Raw genomic sequence first — 17187 nt, 5'->3', positions numbered from 1 at the left:
CATGTCTTACAATTTAGAGAATAATTTATGAAACGCGTTTCAGGTCAAGCGTTTTTGAGGAAAAAAAGACTTGCAGCCACTTATGGCTGCAAGTCTAAACAGTTTTACGCTCAATTAGTTTCACGGGTATTTCATCATAGACAAGCTTGCTGTTTTGTCTTATCGCTTGTTGAAACAGTTTTCTCCCAATATCCACTAGTGGGATCTCGATTGTCGTGATATTCATCATTTTCGCGATAGGCTGGTTATTGAAGCCAATGATGGCAAGGTCACCAGGAATAGAAATGTTTCGGTTTTGGGCGCACATGACAATGCCGGCAGCGACATCATCATTGGTCACCAATAAGGCAGTAGGAGGATCAATCATTTGTGTTATTCGATGAATGACTTGTTCCCCATCTTCAAAATGAAGGCAATGATTAAAAATATAATCAGGTTCATAAGGAAAATGATGGTTCGCTGTAAATTCCTTAAACGCCATTTCTCTATGTTTGCTATTTGTACCAGATCGCCGGCCAATACAGTAGCCAATTTTTCTATGCCCTTTTTGAAATAAATAGTCGAAAGCAAACAGGAAGGTTTTGTAATGATCCACAAAGGTGGAAGGGACGTTTTTCCCTCGTGTATCTTCACATAAAATAATGGGTCCATATGGCAGGTATTCTTCGACAGTTTGCCAATCGCATTTTCTTGAACAAATAATTAACGCATCAATTTGCTTTTGTTTTAACATTTGCATGGCTTCCAGTTCTCTGGATTCCATGTAGTTCGTCTGAATTAAAACCAGTTTATAATTGTTTTCTAAGGCTTCAACTGACATTCCTTTTATAAGCAAGTAAAAATAAGGATGCTCAATAAAAGGAACTACCACGCCAATTAGGAAAGTCTTACCCATACTTAAATGGACGGCATTAATATTTTGCTGGTAGTTACTTTGCTTGATGGCATCAAAAACAGCATTCCGTTTTTCCTCGCTCACATATGGATGATTATTTAGCACACGGGATACAGTCGTTACAGATACGCCGGCCATTTTTGCTAAATCTCTAATATTTGTCATGGTATCACCTTTTTAAAATCATTTGCTTCCCATATTCTGAAGTTCATTAACAGTTACAAACGTATATCCTTTTTCCGTCAGGGACTTAATTATCCCTTCGATAGCCTCCAGCTCGCTGCCAGTGTTATCATACATCGGATGCATGAGGATAATCGAACCTGGTTTGATACGATCCGCTACATACTTTACTTTATCAGAGGCAGTGGTGTAGTAGGTATCTGGCTCCAGATTCCAAGTAATCGTATCTCGATCATGTTTGCTTAAGTAAAAGGGAAGCCCGAATAATTTTTTTCCGTTTGGCGGTCGAAAATCGATTTCTCCCTTATACCCAGCCTTCCGTAATAATCGATCGGTTTTTTCAATTTCTTCTTTGATATAAGAAGGAGACTTAAAGACCATTCGATTATGGGAATAAGTATGATTGCCAACCTGGTGGCCAGCTTTCACAATCATTGCTGCCTCTTCAGGAGATTTCTCGATCTCGTTACCAATTAGAAAAAAGGTAGCCTTCGCATTGTATTTTTTTAATAAAGGAAGGATTTGCTCAACATTTTTGGTAGGACCATCATCAAACGTTAGGGCAACCACTTTTTGATTGGTCACCACTTGATTGGTTAAGCCGCCGAATAGCTGGAATGTTCTAGCATTCATTAATTTATAGGTACCAAATAATAATAGGAAAATAATAAAAATTGCTACTCCGAAAGAGAGTATTATTTTTTTCATAAAGTCAGCCTTTCTTATTCTTAATATTGTTATAAAAATTATAGCAGAATGCTCTAGTAAACATTACTTGTTTGAGTGAGCTGCTTGACAATAAAAATAAATTCTATTATCCTTTATAAAAATTGATGAAAAAAATTTCGTATAACTCCAATAATATGGTTTGGAGGTTTCTACCAGGAACCAATAATTCCTGATTACGAAGAAGGTACACGTAACTGTATTTTCTTCGTAATCAGGAATTTTTTTTATTTTAAAAAAATTTAAGGAGGTCCACAATGAACTTCGAAACTTTACCTAAAATAGAACTACATTGCCATTTAGATGGCAGTCTTAGACCGGAAACGATTATTGATATTGCAAAGAAAGAGGGCATACAACTTCCGTCTTTTGAAGCGGAAAAACTCCAAAGGGATCTCATTGCACCATTGGAATGCGAATCACTCGATGAATATTTGGAGAAATTTGCAATCCCCAATTTGGTCATGCAGTCAAAGGAAAATCTAAAAAGAATTACGTTTGAGCTGTTTGAAGATGCGGCAAAGGAAAATGTGAAATATATGGAGGTTCGGTATGCACCTTTACTTCATACGAAAAAAGGATTAGACGTTGAAGAAATCATCCAAAGTGTGATAGAGGGAATGAAGGATGCAGAAGCCCAATTCGATATTAAGGGAAACCTAATCCTGTCATGCATGAGAACGATGTCTCCAGTAAGTGCTTTTGAGGTTGTTGAAAAAGGAAAGAGATTCCTAGGTAAAGGGGTAGTGGCGATCGACTTATGTGCTTCTGAAGAGGCTGGATTCTCTAGAAAATTCGTAGAACCAATCGCTCTTGCCAGAGAATATGGCTACAGAGTCACCATTCATGCAGGTGAAACGGGAATCGGCGAAAATGTGCTGGAAGCCGTTGAGCTTTTAGGTGCTGAAAGAATCGGCCATGGGGTTTTTATCAGAGACTGCGAGGCGGCCTATAACATCGTTAAGGAAAAACAAGTCGTGCTGGAAATGTGCCCGACAAGCAATGTCCAAACAAAAGCAGTGAATCAATATAGCGATCATCCCATCTATGATTTCCACAAGGATGGCATCAAAGTCACCGTAAATACAGACAACAGAACCGTTTCCAATACAACGATGACGAATGAATGCAATATCGTTTTTGAAGAATTTAAGGCTAATTACGAGGAATATAGACAAATCTACATCAACAGTGTTGAAGCATCCTTTGCTGACCAAGAAACTAAGGAAAAGCTCAGAAAGTATCTATAAAAAATGGGGAGCGATCCGCTCCCCAAAATAAATTATTTCATTGCATTGAAACTAACTGCTATTTTAGCTCCGACAACGGCATTGTTTTTCACTAAAGCAATGTTGGCATCCAAGCTTTTGCCTTCTGTTAAGTCTTTGACTTTGCCTAGTAAGAATGGTGTTACATCTTTACCAGAAATATGCTTTTCTTCAGCCTCTTTTAAGGCTGCTTCAATGACACCATTAATGACTTTTTCATCCATAGCAAATTCTTCAGGAATTGGGTTGGCGATAACGGCTCCGCCTTTAAGGTTTAAATCCCATTTTACTTTTAACGTAGAGGCGATTGTGTCGACATCATCAGCACGTAAGTTTAGCGCGAATTCACTACTGCGTGTATAGAAAGCAGGGAGCACATCAGTTTGATAGCCAATAACAGGCACACCTTTTGTTTCAAGATATTCCATGGTTAAACCTAAATCTAAAATTGATTTGGCACCCGCACAAATAACCGCGACGTTTGTTTGACCAAGCTCTTCAAGGTCTGCAGAGATATCCATCGTAGTCTCAGCACCGCGGTGCGCACCGCCAATACCACCCGTTACGAAGATGTTAATTCCTGCTGCTTCTGCGCAAATCATGGTTGCGGCAACCGTTGTAGCCCCAAGTTTTTTAGTCGCGATTAAATAGGCTAAATCGCGTCGTGATGCTTTGGCAACATCTGAACTTTTACCGAACATTTCAAGCTCTTCATCGGATAGACCGATTTTAATTTTCCCATCAATAATCGCAATAGTAGCTGGTACGGCTCCATGATCACGGACAATTTGTTCCACTTCGCGGGCAGTTTGCACATTCTGTGGATAAGGCATACCGTGAGAGATAATCGTAGACTCCAGGGCAACGATTGGTTTTCCTTGTTCCTTAGCAGCACGTACTTCTTCTGATAATGTAATATATTGTTTCATGATTATTCCTCCATGTCTTTTTGTAATTTTTCTGCGGATAAATCCTGTCTTACGGTATAAGATGATTGCAGTGTTTTCGATGCATTAATGCTTCCGGCTTTAGCAATTTCAATTAGAGATTTACCTTCTAACCAGGAGTAAATAACTGCGGAGGAAAAAGCATCCCCTGCCCCTGTTACGTCGACAATTTCCTTCGTTTCAATAGAAGGTACCTGAAAAATCCCCTCAGTTTTATTCCCAATCATTGATCCTTTTTTTCCATTGGTTATGACCACGTTGGCTATCCCAAGTGATAACCACTTTCCTACAGCATTTTTCCAATCTTCTTCATTATTAATTTCCATATGGAAGTAGGATTCTGATTCATCCCGGTTCGTAATAAGCCATGTAACACCGTCTAAATCATCAGGTAACCGATTCATCTTTGGAGAAGAAACGGGAATTAAAACGATCGGAATGTCATGGCTTTTGGCGAAATGACACAAGAATTGGACCGTTTCTTTCGGACAATTTAAATCGACCATAATACATTTCGATCTACTCAGGATGACATCATGCTTAAGCAGCAGATCCGGTGTAATCGCCTCATATACTTCCATATCCGCTAACGCAATAATTAATTCTCCGGTCGAGTCCAATACAGCCGTGTAGGAGCCAGTTGATTTTTCAGGGAATTGGGTCACCGTTTCTAAGTTCATGTAAAGAGAGGATGCTTCCTCAATAATTGACCAGTCCTTATCGGCGCCGCTTGTAGAGATAAGTGACACTTCTAACCCAAGCCGTCCAAGGTTTTCGGCGATATTCCGAGCAACCCCGCCTGCATTTTGTGTAGCATAAATCGGATTCGAGGTACCTAACTGGGCTTTTTCCTTGACGTGGAATTTACGGTCAATATTAGCCCCGCCGATACAGATTACGTGCTGTGATTCATTTAAAATATAAGCTCTGCCTAAAATATTTCCTTTCTTAATTAAACCAGAAATAATATTGGCAATAGAAGGCCGGGATAATCCTAATATTTGAGCAAGCTCTTGCTGTGAAACATAGGGGTTCTTGCGTATTAAATCCAAAATCGTTTGTTCTTTTTCTGTCATACTTTCAGGCACAGAAATCACCCCATTTATCTTGTAAATAAGCTATTACTTTGGATTGAAGGCTTTTAATTCTTCCTGTGTTTCAGGAACTTTTACTGCACCAGACTTAATCTTTTCAATCCATTCTTTAACTACAGCTTCAATTTCAGCTTTGTTAGCAGCTTTTGCATTGATTGGTGCTAAGCCTACACCATCTTCTGTTAAACCGTATAACGCGACTTCTCCACCAGGAAAATTGCCAGCTTTTGTTTTGGTTGCAAGATCTTTAACGGCTACGTCAACACGTTTTAAAGCGGAGGTAAGGACAACATCCTGACCCATGTCTGCTTGGTCACGGTCTACACCAATGGCCCAAATGTCTTTACTCGGATCTTTTTTCTTGCGGTCATTGGCTTCTTTGAATAGACCGACACCGGATGCTCCTGCTGCGTGGAAGATTACGTCCGCTCCAGAAGAATACATTTTAGAAGCGATCGCTTGACCAACCTCCGCCTTGTCAAATGCTCCTGCATATTGAACATCAACTTTTACCTCTGGTTTAGCCGCTTTTACTCCGGCTAAAAATCCAGTTTCGAAGCGCTCGACAACAGGAATCTCCATCCCGCCAATAAAACCGATATGATCGGATTTTGTTGTTTTAGCGGCTGCTATACCCGCAAGGAATCCTGCTTCTTGCTCTTTAAATAAAATACTTGCAACGTTTGGCAGTTTTACTTCGGCATCGACAATCGCAAATTTAGAATCTTTTTGTTGTTTAGCAATTTCCTCAACTGCTGATGGCATTAAGAATCCGATCGCATAAACTAAATCAAATCCTTGGCGGACAAGTGTATTTAAGTTTGTTGTATAATCGGCATCCGATTTGGATTGAAGGTAATCATAGCCGCCCTTGCCTTTCTTTAAGCTATTTTCTTTACCAAAATTTTTGAGACCTTCCCAAGAAGATTGGTTAAAGGATTTGTCATCAACACCGCCGATGTCAGTTACCATACCTACAGAGAAAGTCTTTTTATTATCTGCTCCGTTACCTTTACTATCATTACTTTTACCGCAAGCACCTAATAGCGTGCCGGCTGCAAGAACAAGTGATAATGCTATTCCAATTTTACGTTTTTTCACTTTATGTTCCCCCTTAGGATGATTGATTTATGATGCGGTAATTCGTTTTAAACTTTTGTTTAAGTATTAAACTTATGTTTAGATTATACTGCGAATTATTATTTCGGTCAACCACTTTGGAATTAAAAAAGGTGTCAGGCACCCTCCGTGGACATTTGTCCACGGGTGGTGCCTGACACCGCTATACGGGGGTACCGTATCAAATTTCGATAATGATGGGGAGGATCATTGGTTTGCGTTTTGTTTGGGTGAATAAATATTGTCCGACAGATTTTTTGATGCTTTGTTTCATGACATTCCATTGATGTCTGTTTTCTTCCTGCAGGTCGGTGACGGTTTTCTTTACAAGACGATTCACTTCTTTCAGGAGCTCATCGGAATTTCTCGCATAAACGAAACCGCGGGTAATGGTGTCAGGACCTGAAATAATTTTCCGGTCTGCTTTACTAATGGTTACAACAATCACAAGCATTCCGTCCTCAGAAAGCTGCCTCCGGTCGCGCAGCACAATTTCTCCAATATCACCGACACCCATTCCGTCTACATACGTATCTCCAGCAGGTATTCTCCTAGTCTGCCTGGCCACCCCGTTTTCAATATCGACGACATCTCCATTTTTAATAATGAAGGTATTTCCTTTCTCCACTCCAATCGCTTCGGCGAGGAGTCGGTGATGGTGCAGCATTCGATACTCACCATGGATCGGGATAAAATAGGTTGGTTTCATAAAGGTAAGCATCAGCTTCAAGTCCTCCTGATAGCCATGTCCGGAAACATGCATTCCGGTGGTACTGCCAGAACCATAAATCACTTTTGCCCCCAGTTGAAATAAGTTGTCGATGATCTTTGAAACATCCTTTTCATTACCGGGTATCGGGGATGCCGCTAAAATAACCGTATCTCCAGGGTAAATCGCTACATCACGATAGTTGCCGCTTGCAAGGCGGGCTAGGGCGGCCATTGGTTCCCCCTGACTTCCGGTACAGAGAATCGCGACCTTTTCAGGAGCAAGTTTATCAACTTCCATTGCCTCGATCAGCATTCCTTCCGGCACATCGAGATATCCCCGTTCAATGGCGACGGAAACCACATTCACCATGCTCCGGCCTAAAAGTGCCAGCTTCCGGTTTGTTTTGATAGCTGCCTGGACGACTTGCTGAACTCGATTCACATTAGATGCAAAGGTCGATACGATTATTTTTCCTGGCGCATCCATAAATGCCTCTTCCATATGGTGTCCTACCATTTGTTCTGATGGGGATAGTCCAGTTCGTTCGGCATTGGTACTTTCCGAAATTAAAACTAATACACCCTTGCTGCCGATATCGGCCATTTTATGAATATCTGAAAATTGGTTATTAGCTGGTGTTAAATCAAATTTGAAATCCCCGGTATGGACAACGTTTCCTTCAGGTGTATGAAAAACAATGCCCAGGCAGTCAGGAATACTGTGACTGACACGGAAAAAGGAAACATCTATCTGCCCCAGCTCAAGCCTGGACTCCGAGTCAATTGGGATCAGTTTGCTATCCCCTTTAAGGCGATGCTCATCCACTTTTAATTCGATTAACCCTAAAGTAAATTGGGTCGCATAAATGGGTACATTTAATTTTTTTAAAAAGTAAGGGATCCCGCCGATATGGTCTTCGTGTCCATGCGTCACAATTAAGGCTCTTATTTTTTCCTGATTCTCTTCTAAGTAGGTTAAATCAGGGATGATCAAATCGATACCTAACAAGCTTTCATCGGGAAACTTACCGCCGCAGTCGACGACAATAATATCGTCACCATATTGAACCACGTACATGTTTTTACCGATTTCATTGATGCCGCCCAAGGCGAAAATGGATAATGTGTTTTCATTGTTTTGCAAGTTGATACCCTCCTAATTCCCATTGATTAACATTAGTATCCCCTTATAGAATTTCTTTATTTAGGAAGTTCTTTTAATAAATTGCGTTCCTTCCCCATAATTTTGCGTGTTTTCGATATTTTTCTTCTATTATAATAATTATTAAAGAATAGAGACGGAGAGCAAAGGGGAGAGAGAATGAAAAGTGAATCGGATCTTCTTAATGAAGAAATAAGGTACAAAATTGTGGCTGATCACACATCTGACGGTATAGTTCTTGTTGATAATCAGGCAATTGTTCGTTATGTATCACCATCGATTCAACAAATTTCAGGTTTTACCGTTCAACAATATGTGGGTATGGATGCCTTCGAAATTATTCATCCCGAGGACCGAGAACGCGTCCGCTCCTTACACGTTCAAGTGGTTCAAACTAAAATGCCAATGGATTTGGAATATCGCTTGCTGCACCCACAGGGTACAACCGTTTATGTTGAAACAAAGGTTAAGCCTGTTTTCGATAGTTTTGGGAATGTAAAATATGTTGTAGCCGTTGTGAGAGATATAACGGAGAGAAAAAAGACGGAGCAATTACTCGAAAATATTTTGGAAAGTGTAAACGCAGCTGTCTGGTCAACGGATAAGGATTTTTCCCGCTTAACCTTCTGCTCGGGAAGCATGGAAAAATTAGCTGGCCTCCCAAGACATGAGATTGTCAATAGTCCGATACGTATGCATGACCATATCCATCCGGATGATAATGAGATGCTCATGGGAGAAGCGAAGAATAAACTAGATCAAGGTATGGCGGTCAATAGCGAAATCCGATTCATCCATGTAGAAGGAGAAACAAGGTGGAATCAAATGATCATCCAACCTTATATGAATAATGTGGGCGAGATTGAACGCCTTGATGGCATAAGCTTGGATATTACCGAGAAAAAACGGTCTGAGCTGGCATTAGAAGAGAGCGAACAGCGATATAAGTCCTTATTTGAAAATAATTTGGATGGGGTTTTTTCCATTGATTTAAATGGGGATTTTGTCAACGCTAATCGGTCATTTGAAAAAATTTCAGGTATCGAGTTTGCTAATCTTACTGACCGGTGCTTTCTTGGGTTGATTTATGATGAGGACCATATCGATGTTTATCAAGTTCTTTCAGAGGTTATGAAAAAGAGGGAGCCAAAGGATGTCGAATGTCGGATCCTTCGGTCAAGGCATGCTGATCAGCGCATCGTTAATATTACCTTTGTTCCTATCTTCCTTTCTGGACAACTCAATGGTGTACATGGAATCGTAAAAGACATTACCCAGCGAAAAAAGGAAGAGCAGGAGTTAATCCAAAGTGAAGAAAGATATAAGTCACTCACAGAAAGCATCAACCGTTTCTCTAACGACCTTGCCAACGTCATGAAAGTAACAGATCTTGAGAATCGGCTAATGGATGAAGTAAAGCAGGTACTCCCAGTTACTGAAGTATCTATTGAAGAAGTACCGAGAGACCATGAAGGGGTTCCGAGCAGCAAGAATGAAAAATGGGTTAAGATTACTGAAAAAGAGCAATGGATTTATTTAAGGATTGGCATCAAGCAACCGTTGCTAAAAATGGAGGAAGAGTGGCTTGAAACTGCCGTTCATTATGTCACCATCCTTTATGATAATTTGCAGCGGACTGAAGATTTGATGAAACGTCTAGAGGATATGGTCACCTATAGCACTACCCCAAAATGGATATTAAAACTTTTGTATAGGTTATCGGAAAAGGAACGGGCATCGCTTTCGAGCGACTTGCATGATTCTGTTTTGCAGGATTTAATCATCTGGTACCGCAAGCTTGAATCATTACGCTCCTCATCTTATTTTAATGAGGAAACACAGGGTGAACTGATGCAAATAGAAGAAGGCCTGCTGGATGCGATTCACCAAATTAGAATTACTTGTAATGAATTGCGGCCTCCGTTTCTCCTGAAAATGGGTCTGGTCGAATCGTTAAAAAGTCTTTTTTCATACGCTCGAATGTTTTCCAATTATGAAATTGATTTTTCAGTAACGGACTTACAAAATCCGCTGACGGAAGATCAGATACTGGGGTTGTATCGGATTGTACAAGAGCTGTTAAATAATGCGAATAAGCATTCAAAGGCGACGAAAGTAACGGTGAATTTGACCAGCAATGAGGAAATCATTCATTTTTCTTATGCTGATAATGGGATAGGAATGGATTTATCCGGCTTTGGGGGTTCATTTAAACATATGGGGATTGCCGGTATTGAAAACAGAGTTCTTAGTTTAGAAGGAAAAGTGGAACTTAATTCTGCTCCTCAAAAAGGGTTTCATGTAAATATCTATATCCCAACAACTATGCAGCAAAAAGGTGATTACTATGGAAATACTATTGGTTGATGATCATAGGTCGGTTGTCGAAGGAACCAAAATGTTAATTGAAGCAGAGCCGGATATGAAGGTCACAATTGAGACAGATGTCTATCTGGTTTCTGACCTTGTGCGTCTGAAGAATTTTGATGTGATTCTGTTTGACTTATATATGCCGAATATTAACGGAGCCGATTTGGCACGAAAGGTGCTTGCCGATGCCCCGGATGCCATCATATTGATTTATTCCGGATTCGATATTGCACCGCATTTTAATTTGCTCATGGATTCAGGTGTTTCCGGCTTTATTTCCAAAACCTCCACCCGGGAGCAATTGGTTCAGGCAATAAGAAGTGCAGCTAGGAAAGAGGCTATCATCCCGATGCAGCTGCTGAAACAGTTGAGACGCCAAGAAATTGTGGTCCAAGGCGAGAACACAACTGAAAAGACCACCATCAGAAAAAAAGAAGAAAAACTCCTGCGGGAATTGGCGAAGGGACATAGCAATAAGGAAATTTCCAAGACCTTGCTGATCAGCCAGCGATCATTGGAATATAGCCTGACAGAGCTTTTTCAAAAACTAAATGTGAATTCACGGGTGGAAGCCATCAAAAAAGCGAAAAGCCTGGGGATTCTGCCAGCAGAAGATTTATATTAGGCGGGACCGGTACAATGTACCGGTCTTTTTTTTCGAGCAAAAACCCTTTGAGATGCAAATTGCTGGGGGGGCTACCGCAAAAATCTGCGGCAGTTCTCCAAAAGTGTGCGGATTTGAAAATATCAATTGGAAATAAAATGAAATTATTCTGATGAACATCAATTAATGGAGGTAAGGAAATGAATACAAAACAAAAAAAGAAGGGTAAAAAGAAGATTGTCATTTGGTCGATCGTTGGACTTTTAGCAGCCACAATTATTTCAGTAGTGCTATTCACGCGGTTTTAAATAGACTAGTACTTTTTTGGACAGTGCCCATCAGGATTAAAAAAGAAGTGCCGTGGTCACTCTGAGGGGTTCAGAGTGCTCGTCAAGGTTGAAAAAGAAGAGTTGCGGTCGCTCTGAGAGGTTCAGAGTGACCGTCATGGTTGAAAAAGAAGAATCGTGGTCACTCAGATGGGCCCAGAGTGACCATGTAGGTTGAAAAAGAAGTGCCGCAGTCACTCTGAGAGATTCAGAGTGCTCGTCAAGGTTGAAGAAGAAGAGTCCCGGTCACTCTGAGGGGTTCAGAGTGCCAGTCAAATTAGAACAAGTGCGGTGCCGGTCGATAAGAGCGATTCATAAAGCTCGACAGACTGGAAAAAGTGTAGTGCTAGTCGATAAAAACGGTTCATAAAGCCCGATAGACTGGAAATAGTGTAGTGCCGGTCGATTAAAACGGTTCATAAAGCCCGGCAGACCGGAAAAAATGTAATGCAGTCGATAAGAGCGATTCATAAAGCCCGTTAGACCGGAAAAAGTGTGGTGACGGTTGATAAGAGCAGGTTTATTAATTTTAAGCTAATTAAAAAAAGATGGAAAGGATGAAGTTAAATGAATGTTCACCTATTACAGTGGGGATTATTCACTTTTATGCTCGGGATTGTTTTATCCCTCCCGGTTGCAGCGGTCCATTATCAAAGGAATACTCCAATGACAAAGCTGTTTACCAATGCAAGGAAACTTAAATCAGCACACCTCGACTATTTCATGCAAGCTTTTGCATTGGGCTTTGCGTATATTTTGGAGCTAGCCTTAAAAACTGAGTTTTCCCTATATGTTGTTATCCCGTTGGTCTTTGGGGCGATCATGAATCCGACGATATTGTTATTAGAAGCAACGTCAATCATTCGTTCAGGTTTGGGTAAGGTTATATATACAATACTCAGGTCAACCAGCCCGATTGCACTTCTGTTTGCATGGTTTGCCATAGCATTTCTGATTCTGCCTTTGTTTTTGAAAATCACCCTAATTGCAGTAATAATTTCTATGGGAATCGTATTTTTTACCTTTCAAAAAAGAAGTAAAAAAACCATCATTAATGACCTTAACACATCCAGTTAAGGTTTATCATGGTTTCTAAATAATAATCACAGTGCGGCACCTACCACAAAATTCTGCGGTTTCACTCAAAATATCTGCGGTTTGAAAGAAACAAAAACGACGTACAATGTAATCATCTAATACAGGTGAAAACCTTTAGGAGTGAAAAGGATGAGAAAATGGGCAATTGCAGGAATTCTTTACGTTACTTTAGTCGTGCTTGGATTCGGTGCTTATGATAAATGGATTGCAGATGATAAAGGAATGGCTGCCGAGGCAGACAGCCACGGATCAATGGCTCAAAAAGCAGGGCATGGTACCGAGGAAGAAGAGAATGGAAAACATAACGGTGATGAAACTGGAAGCAGCCATGCACATGAAGGCAATGCACACCAGCAAGGCAGCCAAGTCAATGCATTTGTGCAAAACAATCAAGGAAAGATCAAGATTTTCTTAAAAGATAAAGCAGGAAGCCCGGTTGATGAATTAGAAGTAAATCATGAGAAGATTTTGCATCTAATTATCGTAGATGAACAATTGCAGAAGTATTACCACGTACACCCAGAACGAACAGGAAAAGGCGAATTTACAATAGAAAAGAATCTCCCTGAAGGATTCTACAAAGCTTTTATCGATATTAAACCAAAGAATCTAGCATATGAGGTAGAGCCAGTTCCATTTATCGTGGGCAATCCGAGCGCTTCAGTACACGGTCATGCGCTGGTGCTTGACACTAATTTTAGCAAAACGATAGATGATGAAACGGTAACATTAAGTGTGAACTCCTTTAAGGCAGGAGAACCCGTAACACTATCCTTTGATTTAGATCAAACAAATTTGACACCATATTTAGGAGCAATGGGGCATGTTGTAATTCTTGATGAATATGGTAAAAAGTTTCTCCATGTTCATCCATCAAATGAAAAGGAACCAATTTTTGAAACACAGTTTGAAAAGCCAGGCATCTACAAAATTTGGGCAGAATTCAAGCAAAAGGGGAAAGTAAGAGCCTTCCCGTTTGTAATCGAAATAAAAGAATAAGCATGGAAAAATGGAAATTAGTATGTATGAATAGTATTAACACCTGCTACTGGGAAACTGCCAGTAGTTTTTTATGTAATCTTGTAGGGGAGAGATATTTATGATCTATGATGTGGTGGTTATTGGTGCCGGCCAAGCGGGATTATCTATGGGGTATTACCTTATGCAAACCTCTTTATCTTTTATCATTCTCGAAAACCATGCTGCGATAGGGGAAGTGTGGCGAAAAAGGTATGACTCCCTTGTATTGTTCACACCACGTGCTTATAGTTCTTTGCCAGGTTTGGCATTAGAAGGGGACCCAGCCGGGTTTCCAACTAAAGATGAAATTGCTGATTACTTGGAGCGATATGCCAAAACATTTGATTTACTGATTCATTTGAACTGTCATGTTCAAAAAGTACAGAAAGAAAATGATTCCTTTACTATATTCACTAGTAACTCTGTTATAAGAACAAAGAAAGTGGTCGTTGCCTCAGGGCCTTTTCAAACCCCTAATATTCCCCCGTTTGCAAAAAAGCTGCCCAATCACGTTGTTCAGATTCATTCATCTGAATATAAAAATCCAGCCCAACTTAACCAAGGATCCGTCTTAGTTGTCGGGGGCGGGAATTCTGGCGCGCAAATAGCAGTAGAAGTATCACAACATCATGAAACGTACTTATCTATTGGCCAAAAAATTCGATTTCTTCCTTTAACCATTGCTGGCAGGAGTATCTTTTGGTGGTTTGATAAACTGGGGATTTTACAGGCCGGTCGGGACTCTTGGATCGGAAAAAAGGTGCAAAGTCAACCTGATCCGATATTTGGGTATGAACTGAAGGAGAAAATAAAAAATCATACGGTTAAGTTAAAGAGCAGAACAAAATCAATTGTACAAAATGAGAATGAGATTGAATTTGATGATCTTTCAACCATTAGAGTAGAGAATGTGATATGGGCTACTGGTTTCCTTCGAGATTATTCATGGATTGATGTTAAGAATCTTGTGGCTGCTAATGGGGGTGTTAAGCATCATAGAGGTATAACGGAGATTGATGGACTCTACTTCCTTGGGTTGCCATGGCAGCATCGCCGGGGCTCTGCTCTTCTTTTGGGAGTAGGAGAGGATGCGGCCTACATTGCGAAAAACTTATTAATGAAGAAATTGTGATTCTATCAAAACGGTAGAATCTTTTTTGGGGCTTTATGTATTTAAATTGTTTAATGGGGAGTCTACGTGACTGAAATGCTTGCCTCTCCCACTTTTGGGTCACGTAGATATCGCCTACGTGACTGAAACGCGAGCTTCCTCCACTTTTGGGTCACGTAGACACCGCCTACGTGACCGAACCGCGTGCTTCCCCCACTTTTGGGTCAGTTAAAACGGAATGGTTATTATAAAGAGCTTTATTCGAAACAAAATACTTCGAAGGACGAATTGAAATGGGCGGTGGGGTCATAATGGCGAAATTTGAAAAAACTAATCAAACGTTTGATTAGTTTTTTCATTTCGTTATAGATATTCCAATAGAAACTAAAGCAAATTCACTTCAATTTTCTGCTTTTCTTTTTCAAGTTCTAAAGCTGAGACAATATAGGCAAATCCATTCATAAAGAGGTAAACAACATTGGATTGGATCCGTTCGGTTTCTCCTAAGTAAGTATTGATAATAATGAAAACTGAATATAGAAGAACGAAAAATAAAGCGATTTTATTAAAAATGTTCATTCGTACAACCCCTTTATTGGAGATTCTTATTTTAATCATATTTTCAGGAAGCCGAACTTATGCAGGCCATCCAAGTTTCACTGTGATTCAAATAATAAATGGGTAAATTAAAATATGATAAAGCTATCTGTTTTGCAACTTGACTCATTATATTTTACATGTTACTATTTGGTCACATATTATATGTGACCATTTATTCACATATAATAAATTTGGAGTTAGTATAGAAAGGATCGTTGTAATGAGTGACGAACTTTCAACTTTATTCAAAGCTTTAGGACACCCCATACGAAGACAGATATTGGATATCCTTAAACAATCAGCCAAAACAACAGGCGAACTAATTGAATATTTTCCAGAAGTCACAAGATTTGCGATTATGAAGCATTTATCAATTTTGGAAGAAGGAAATTTGGTCATCGTCAGGCGTGAGGGGAAATACCGGCGGAATTTTCTTAACGCGGTCCCGCTTCAGGAAGTGCATAACCGCTGGGTTGGGAAATATATGCAGACAACGGCCACTTCATTACTAAATCTGCGTACAGTAGTTGAAACTAATAAAATAGAAGGAGAGTCAGCCGTGGAAATAACCAATCAAGAACAAAGCAAAGCTTTTCGTATCGAGCAAGAGGTGCTTATCAATGCCCCACGTGAACAAGTTTTCAAGGCATTAACTGAAAATGCGGGTGATTGGTGGGAATTCCGTATCGCTCCCAAAGGAGTACCATCACATTTTACATTCGATCCAGTCCCTGGCGGTCAATTTATCGAGAGATGGCGTGAAAATGAGGGGGCTGTCTGGGGAAATGTTTATTATGTGAACGCCCCGGAAGAAATCCGTTTGCATGGCCACTTAGGAATGCAAGGGGCTGTAAACAGTTCCTATACCTATCGACTTCTAGAAAAAGAAGGAGCAACTTTACTGCAGCTTTCTCATACTGCATCGGGAGTCCTTAGAGATAGCTGGAAACAAGACCATGCAGAGGGTTGGAAATACCTGCTTGGAACTTTGCTTAAAAAATATTGTGAACAATCATAAGAGGAACTTAGGGGGGAACATACTTGGTAGATGTTTTTACAGAAATAAAAATTAAGCGCTCAGTTGATCACGTATCAGCATACGCAACGAATCCGGACAATGCACCAGAGTGGTATGTAAATATCCAATCAGCGGAATGGCAAACTCCTAAGCCCTTGAAAGTTGGATCAAAAGTTGCCTTTAAAGCTCAATTTCTTGGACGTGAATTAGCTTATGTTTATGAAGTTACTGAGTATATTCCTGGGAAGAAGCTTGTAATGAGAACAGCGGATGGTCCTTTTCCAATGGAGACCACCTATACGTGGGAAACTCTTTCTGACAACAGTACTTTAATGAAATTAAGGAACAAAGGAAATCCGACCGGCTTTTCAAAAATAGCTGCCCCCTTCATGTCCACCATGATGAAAAGAGCAAACAACAAAGATCTCCAGAAAATAAAGGACATTCTTGAAAATCAAAATTGATTATTAAAGTAGTGCCTGGCCCCTTAATGGTGGTCAGGTTTTTTTATGGATAGACTATTGGACAAATTGGTAGCTTAGAAGTTTATTTTAAAAAATTTAAAACTGTTGTTGACATTGCCGTGGCATGATAGTAATATAGTAATCCCTGAGAGGGAAACGCCGCATTAAATGTTTCTTATTTCAGGTTTCAAAAAAACTCTTGACTAGATTAATATTCTAGTATAATATTAATAACTGTCGCTGAGTTGATTTGAAAGTTTTTTAAAAAAAGATTGACACAACGAAGACGAGATGATATATTAATATCCTGTCTCGAAAAATTGTTCTTTGAAAACTAAACAAACAAAACGTCAACAAACAATAATATTCGTTTCTTTTGAAACGAAGCCAACGTTTTATTTTATGAGCTAATCAACTTTCTTGGAGAGTTTGATCCTGGCTCAGGACGAACGCTGGCGGCGTGCCTAATAC

At 40.0% G+C, this 17187-nt stretch carries 15 protein-coding genes and 1 riboswitch; of the genes, 8 read left to right on the top strand and 7 right to left on the bottom strand.

All coding sequences use genetic code 11. The features are described from left to right. Positions 1–94: 94 nt before the first annotated feature. The gene (locus LC455_RS22810; RefSeq protein ID WP_223594311.1) at positions 95–1060 is read right to left on the bottom strand and encodes a LacI family DNA-binding transcriptional regulator; all 966 of its coding nucleotides are present in this window, start codon (positions 1058–1060) and stop codon (positions 95–97) included. Between the two features lie 18 nt (positions 1061–1078). After that, on the bottom strand, positions 1079–1786 hold the full coding sequence (locus LC455_RS22805; RefSeq protein ID WP_223594309.1) for a polysaccharide deacetylase family protein: 708 nt from the start codon (positions 1784–1786) through the stop codon (positions 1079–1081). 117 nt (positions 1787–1903) lie between these two features. Beyond that, positions 1904–2003, top strand: a riboswitch (purine riboswitch). Positions 2004–2061: 58 nt separating this feature from the next. Between LC455_RS22805 and add the strand changes: the two genes are divergently transcribed. Continuing rightward, entirely contained in the window at positions 2062–3054 is a 993-nt protein-coding gene (add, locus tag LC455_RS22800; protein ID WP_223594306.1) for an adenosine deaminase, read from the top strand. A gap of 32 nt (positions 3055–3086) precedes the next feature. On the opposite strand, the gene LC455_RS22795 is transcribed toward add, so the two are convergent. The 4 genes from LC455_RS22795 to LC455_RS22780 form a co-directional block, all read right to left on the bottom strand. Further along, the gene (locus LC455_RS22795; protein WP_223594304.1) at positions 3087–4001 is read right to left on the bottom strand and encodes a pseudouridine-5'-phosphate glycosidase; all 915 of its coding nucleotides are present in this window, start codon (positions 3999–4001) and stop codon (positions 3087–3089) included. Between the two features lie 2 nt (positions 4002–4003). After that, positions 4004–5095, bottom strand: a complete 1092-nt coding sequence (locus LC455_RS22790) for a carbohydrate kinase (protein ID WP_223594577.1) — start codon at positions 5093–5095, stop codon at positions 4004–4006. 45 nt (positions 5096–5140) lie between these two features. Next, positions 5141–6214, bottom strand: a complete 1074-nt coding sequence (locus tag LC455_RS22785) for a BMP family lipoprotein (protein ID WP_223594302.1) — start codon at positions 6212–6214, stop codon at positions 5141–5143. Positions 6215–6413: 199 nt separating this feature from the next. Further along, positions 6414–8087: a ribonuclease J gene (locus LC455_RS22780; protein ID WP_223594301.1), complete on the bottom strand. Its 1674-nt coding sequence runs from the start codon at positions 8085–8087 to the stop codon at positions 6414–6416. A 177-nt stretch (positions 8088–8264) separates the two neighbouring features. On the opposite strand from LC455_RS22780, the gene LC455_RS22775 reads away from it, so the two are divergent. From LC455_RS22775 to LC455_RS22755, 5 genes are all read left to right on the top strand, one after another. After that, entirely contained in the window at positions 8265–10472 is a 2208-nt protein-coding gene (locus LC455_RS22775) for a sensor histidine kinase (RefSeq protein ID WP_223594299.1), read from the top strand. Next, the gene (locus LC455_RS22770; protein WP_223594297.1) at positions 10453–11100 is read left to right on the top strand and encodes a response regulator transcription factor; all 648 of its coding nucleotides are present in this window, start codon (positions 10453–10455) and stop codon (positions 11098–11100) included. The genes LC455_RS22775 and LC455_RS22770 overlap by 20 nt, the downstream gene beginning before the upstream one ends. An 872-nt stretch (positions 11101–11972) precedes the next feature. Next, complete coding sequence (locus tag LC455_RS22765; protein ID WP_223594295.1) at positions 11973–12482, top strand: hypothetical protein; 510 nt, start codon at positions 11973–11975, stop codon at positions 12480–12482. 150 nt (positions 12483–12632) lie between these two features. Beyond that, the gene (locus LC455_RS22760; protein ID WP_223594293.1) at positions 12633–13502 is read left to right on the top strand and encodes a hypothetical protein; all 870 of its coding nucleotides are present in this window, start codon (positions 12633–12635) and stop codon (positions 13500–13502) included. Positions 13503–13602: 100 nt separating this feature from the next. Next, complete coding sequence (locus tag LC455_RS22755) at positions 13603–14655, top strand: flavin-containing monooxygenase (RefSeq protein ID WP_263297876.1); 1053 nt, start codon at positions 13603–13605, stop codon at positions 14653–14655. A 363-nt stretch (positions 14656–15018) separates the two neighbouring features. On the opposite strand, the gene LC455_RS22750 is transcribed toward LC455_RS22755, so the two are convergent. Then, complete coding sequence (locus tag LC455_RS22750; protein WP_223594291.1) at positions 15019–15213, bottom strand: hypothetical protein; 195 nt, start codon at positions 15211–15213, stop codon at positions 15019–15021. Positions 15214–15454: 241 nt separating this feature from the next. Between LC455_RS22750 and LC455_RS22745 the strand changes: the two genes are divergently transcribed. After that, the gene (locus LC455_RS22745; protein ID WP_223594289.1) at positions 15455–16252 is read left to right on the top strand and encodes an SRPBCC domain-containing protein; all 798 of its coding nucleotides are present in this window, start codon (positions 15455–15457) and stop codon (positions 16250–16252) included. Between the two features lie 23 nt (positions 16253–16275). After that, positions 16276–16716, top strand: a complete 441-nt coding sequence (locus LC455_RS22740; protein WP_223594287.1) for an SRPBCC family protein — start codon at positions 16276–16278, stop codon at positions 16714–16716. The last annotated feature ends 471 nt before the right edge of the window (positions 16717–17187 follow it).

This window comes from Neobacillus bataviensis (genome assembly GCF_019969725.1).
This window is presented reverse-complemented; position numbering and strand designations above follow the sequence as displayed.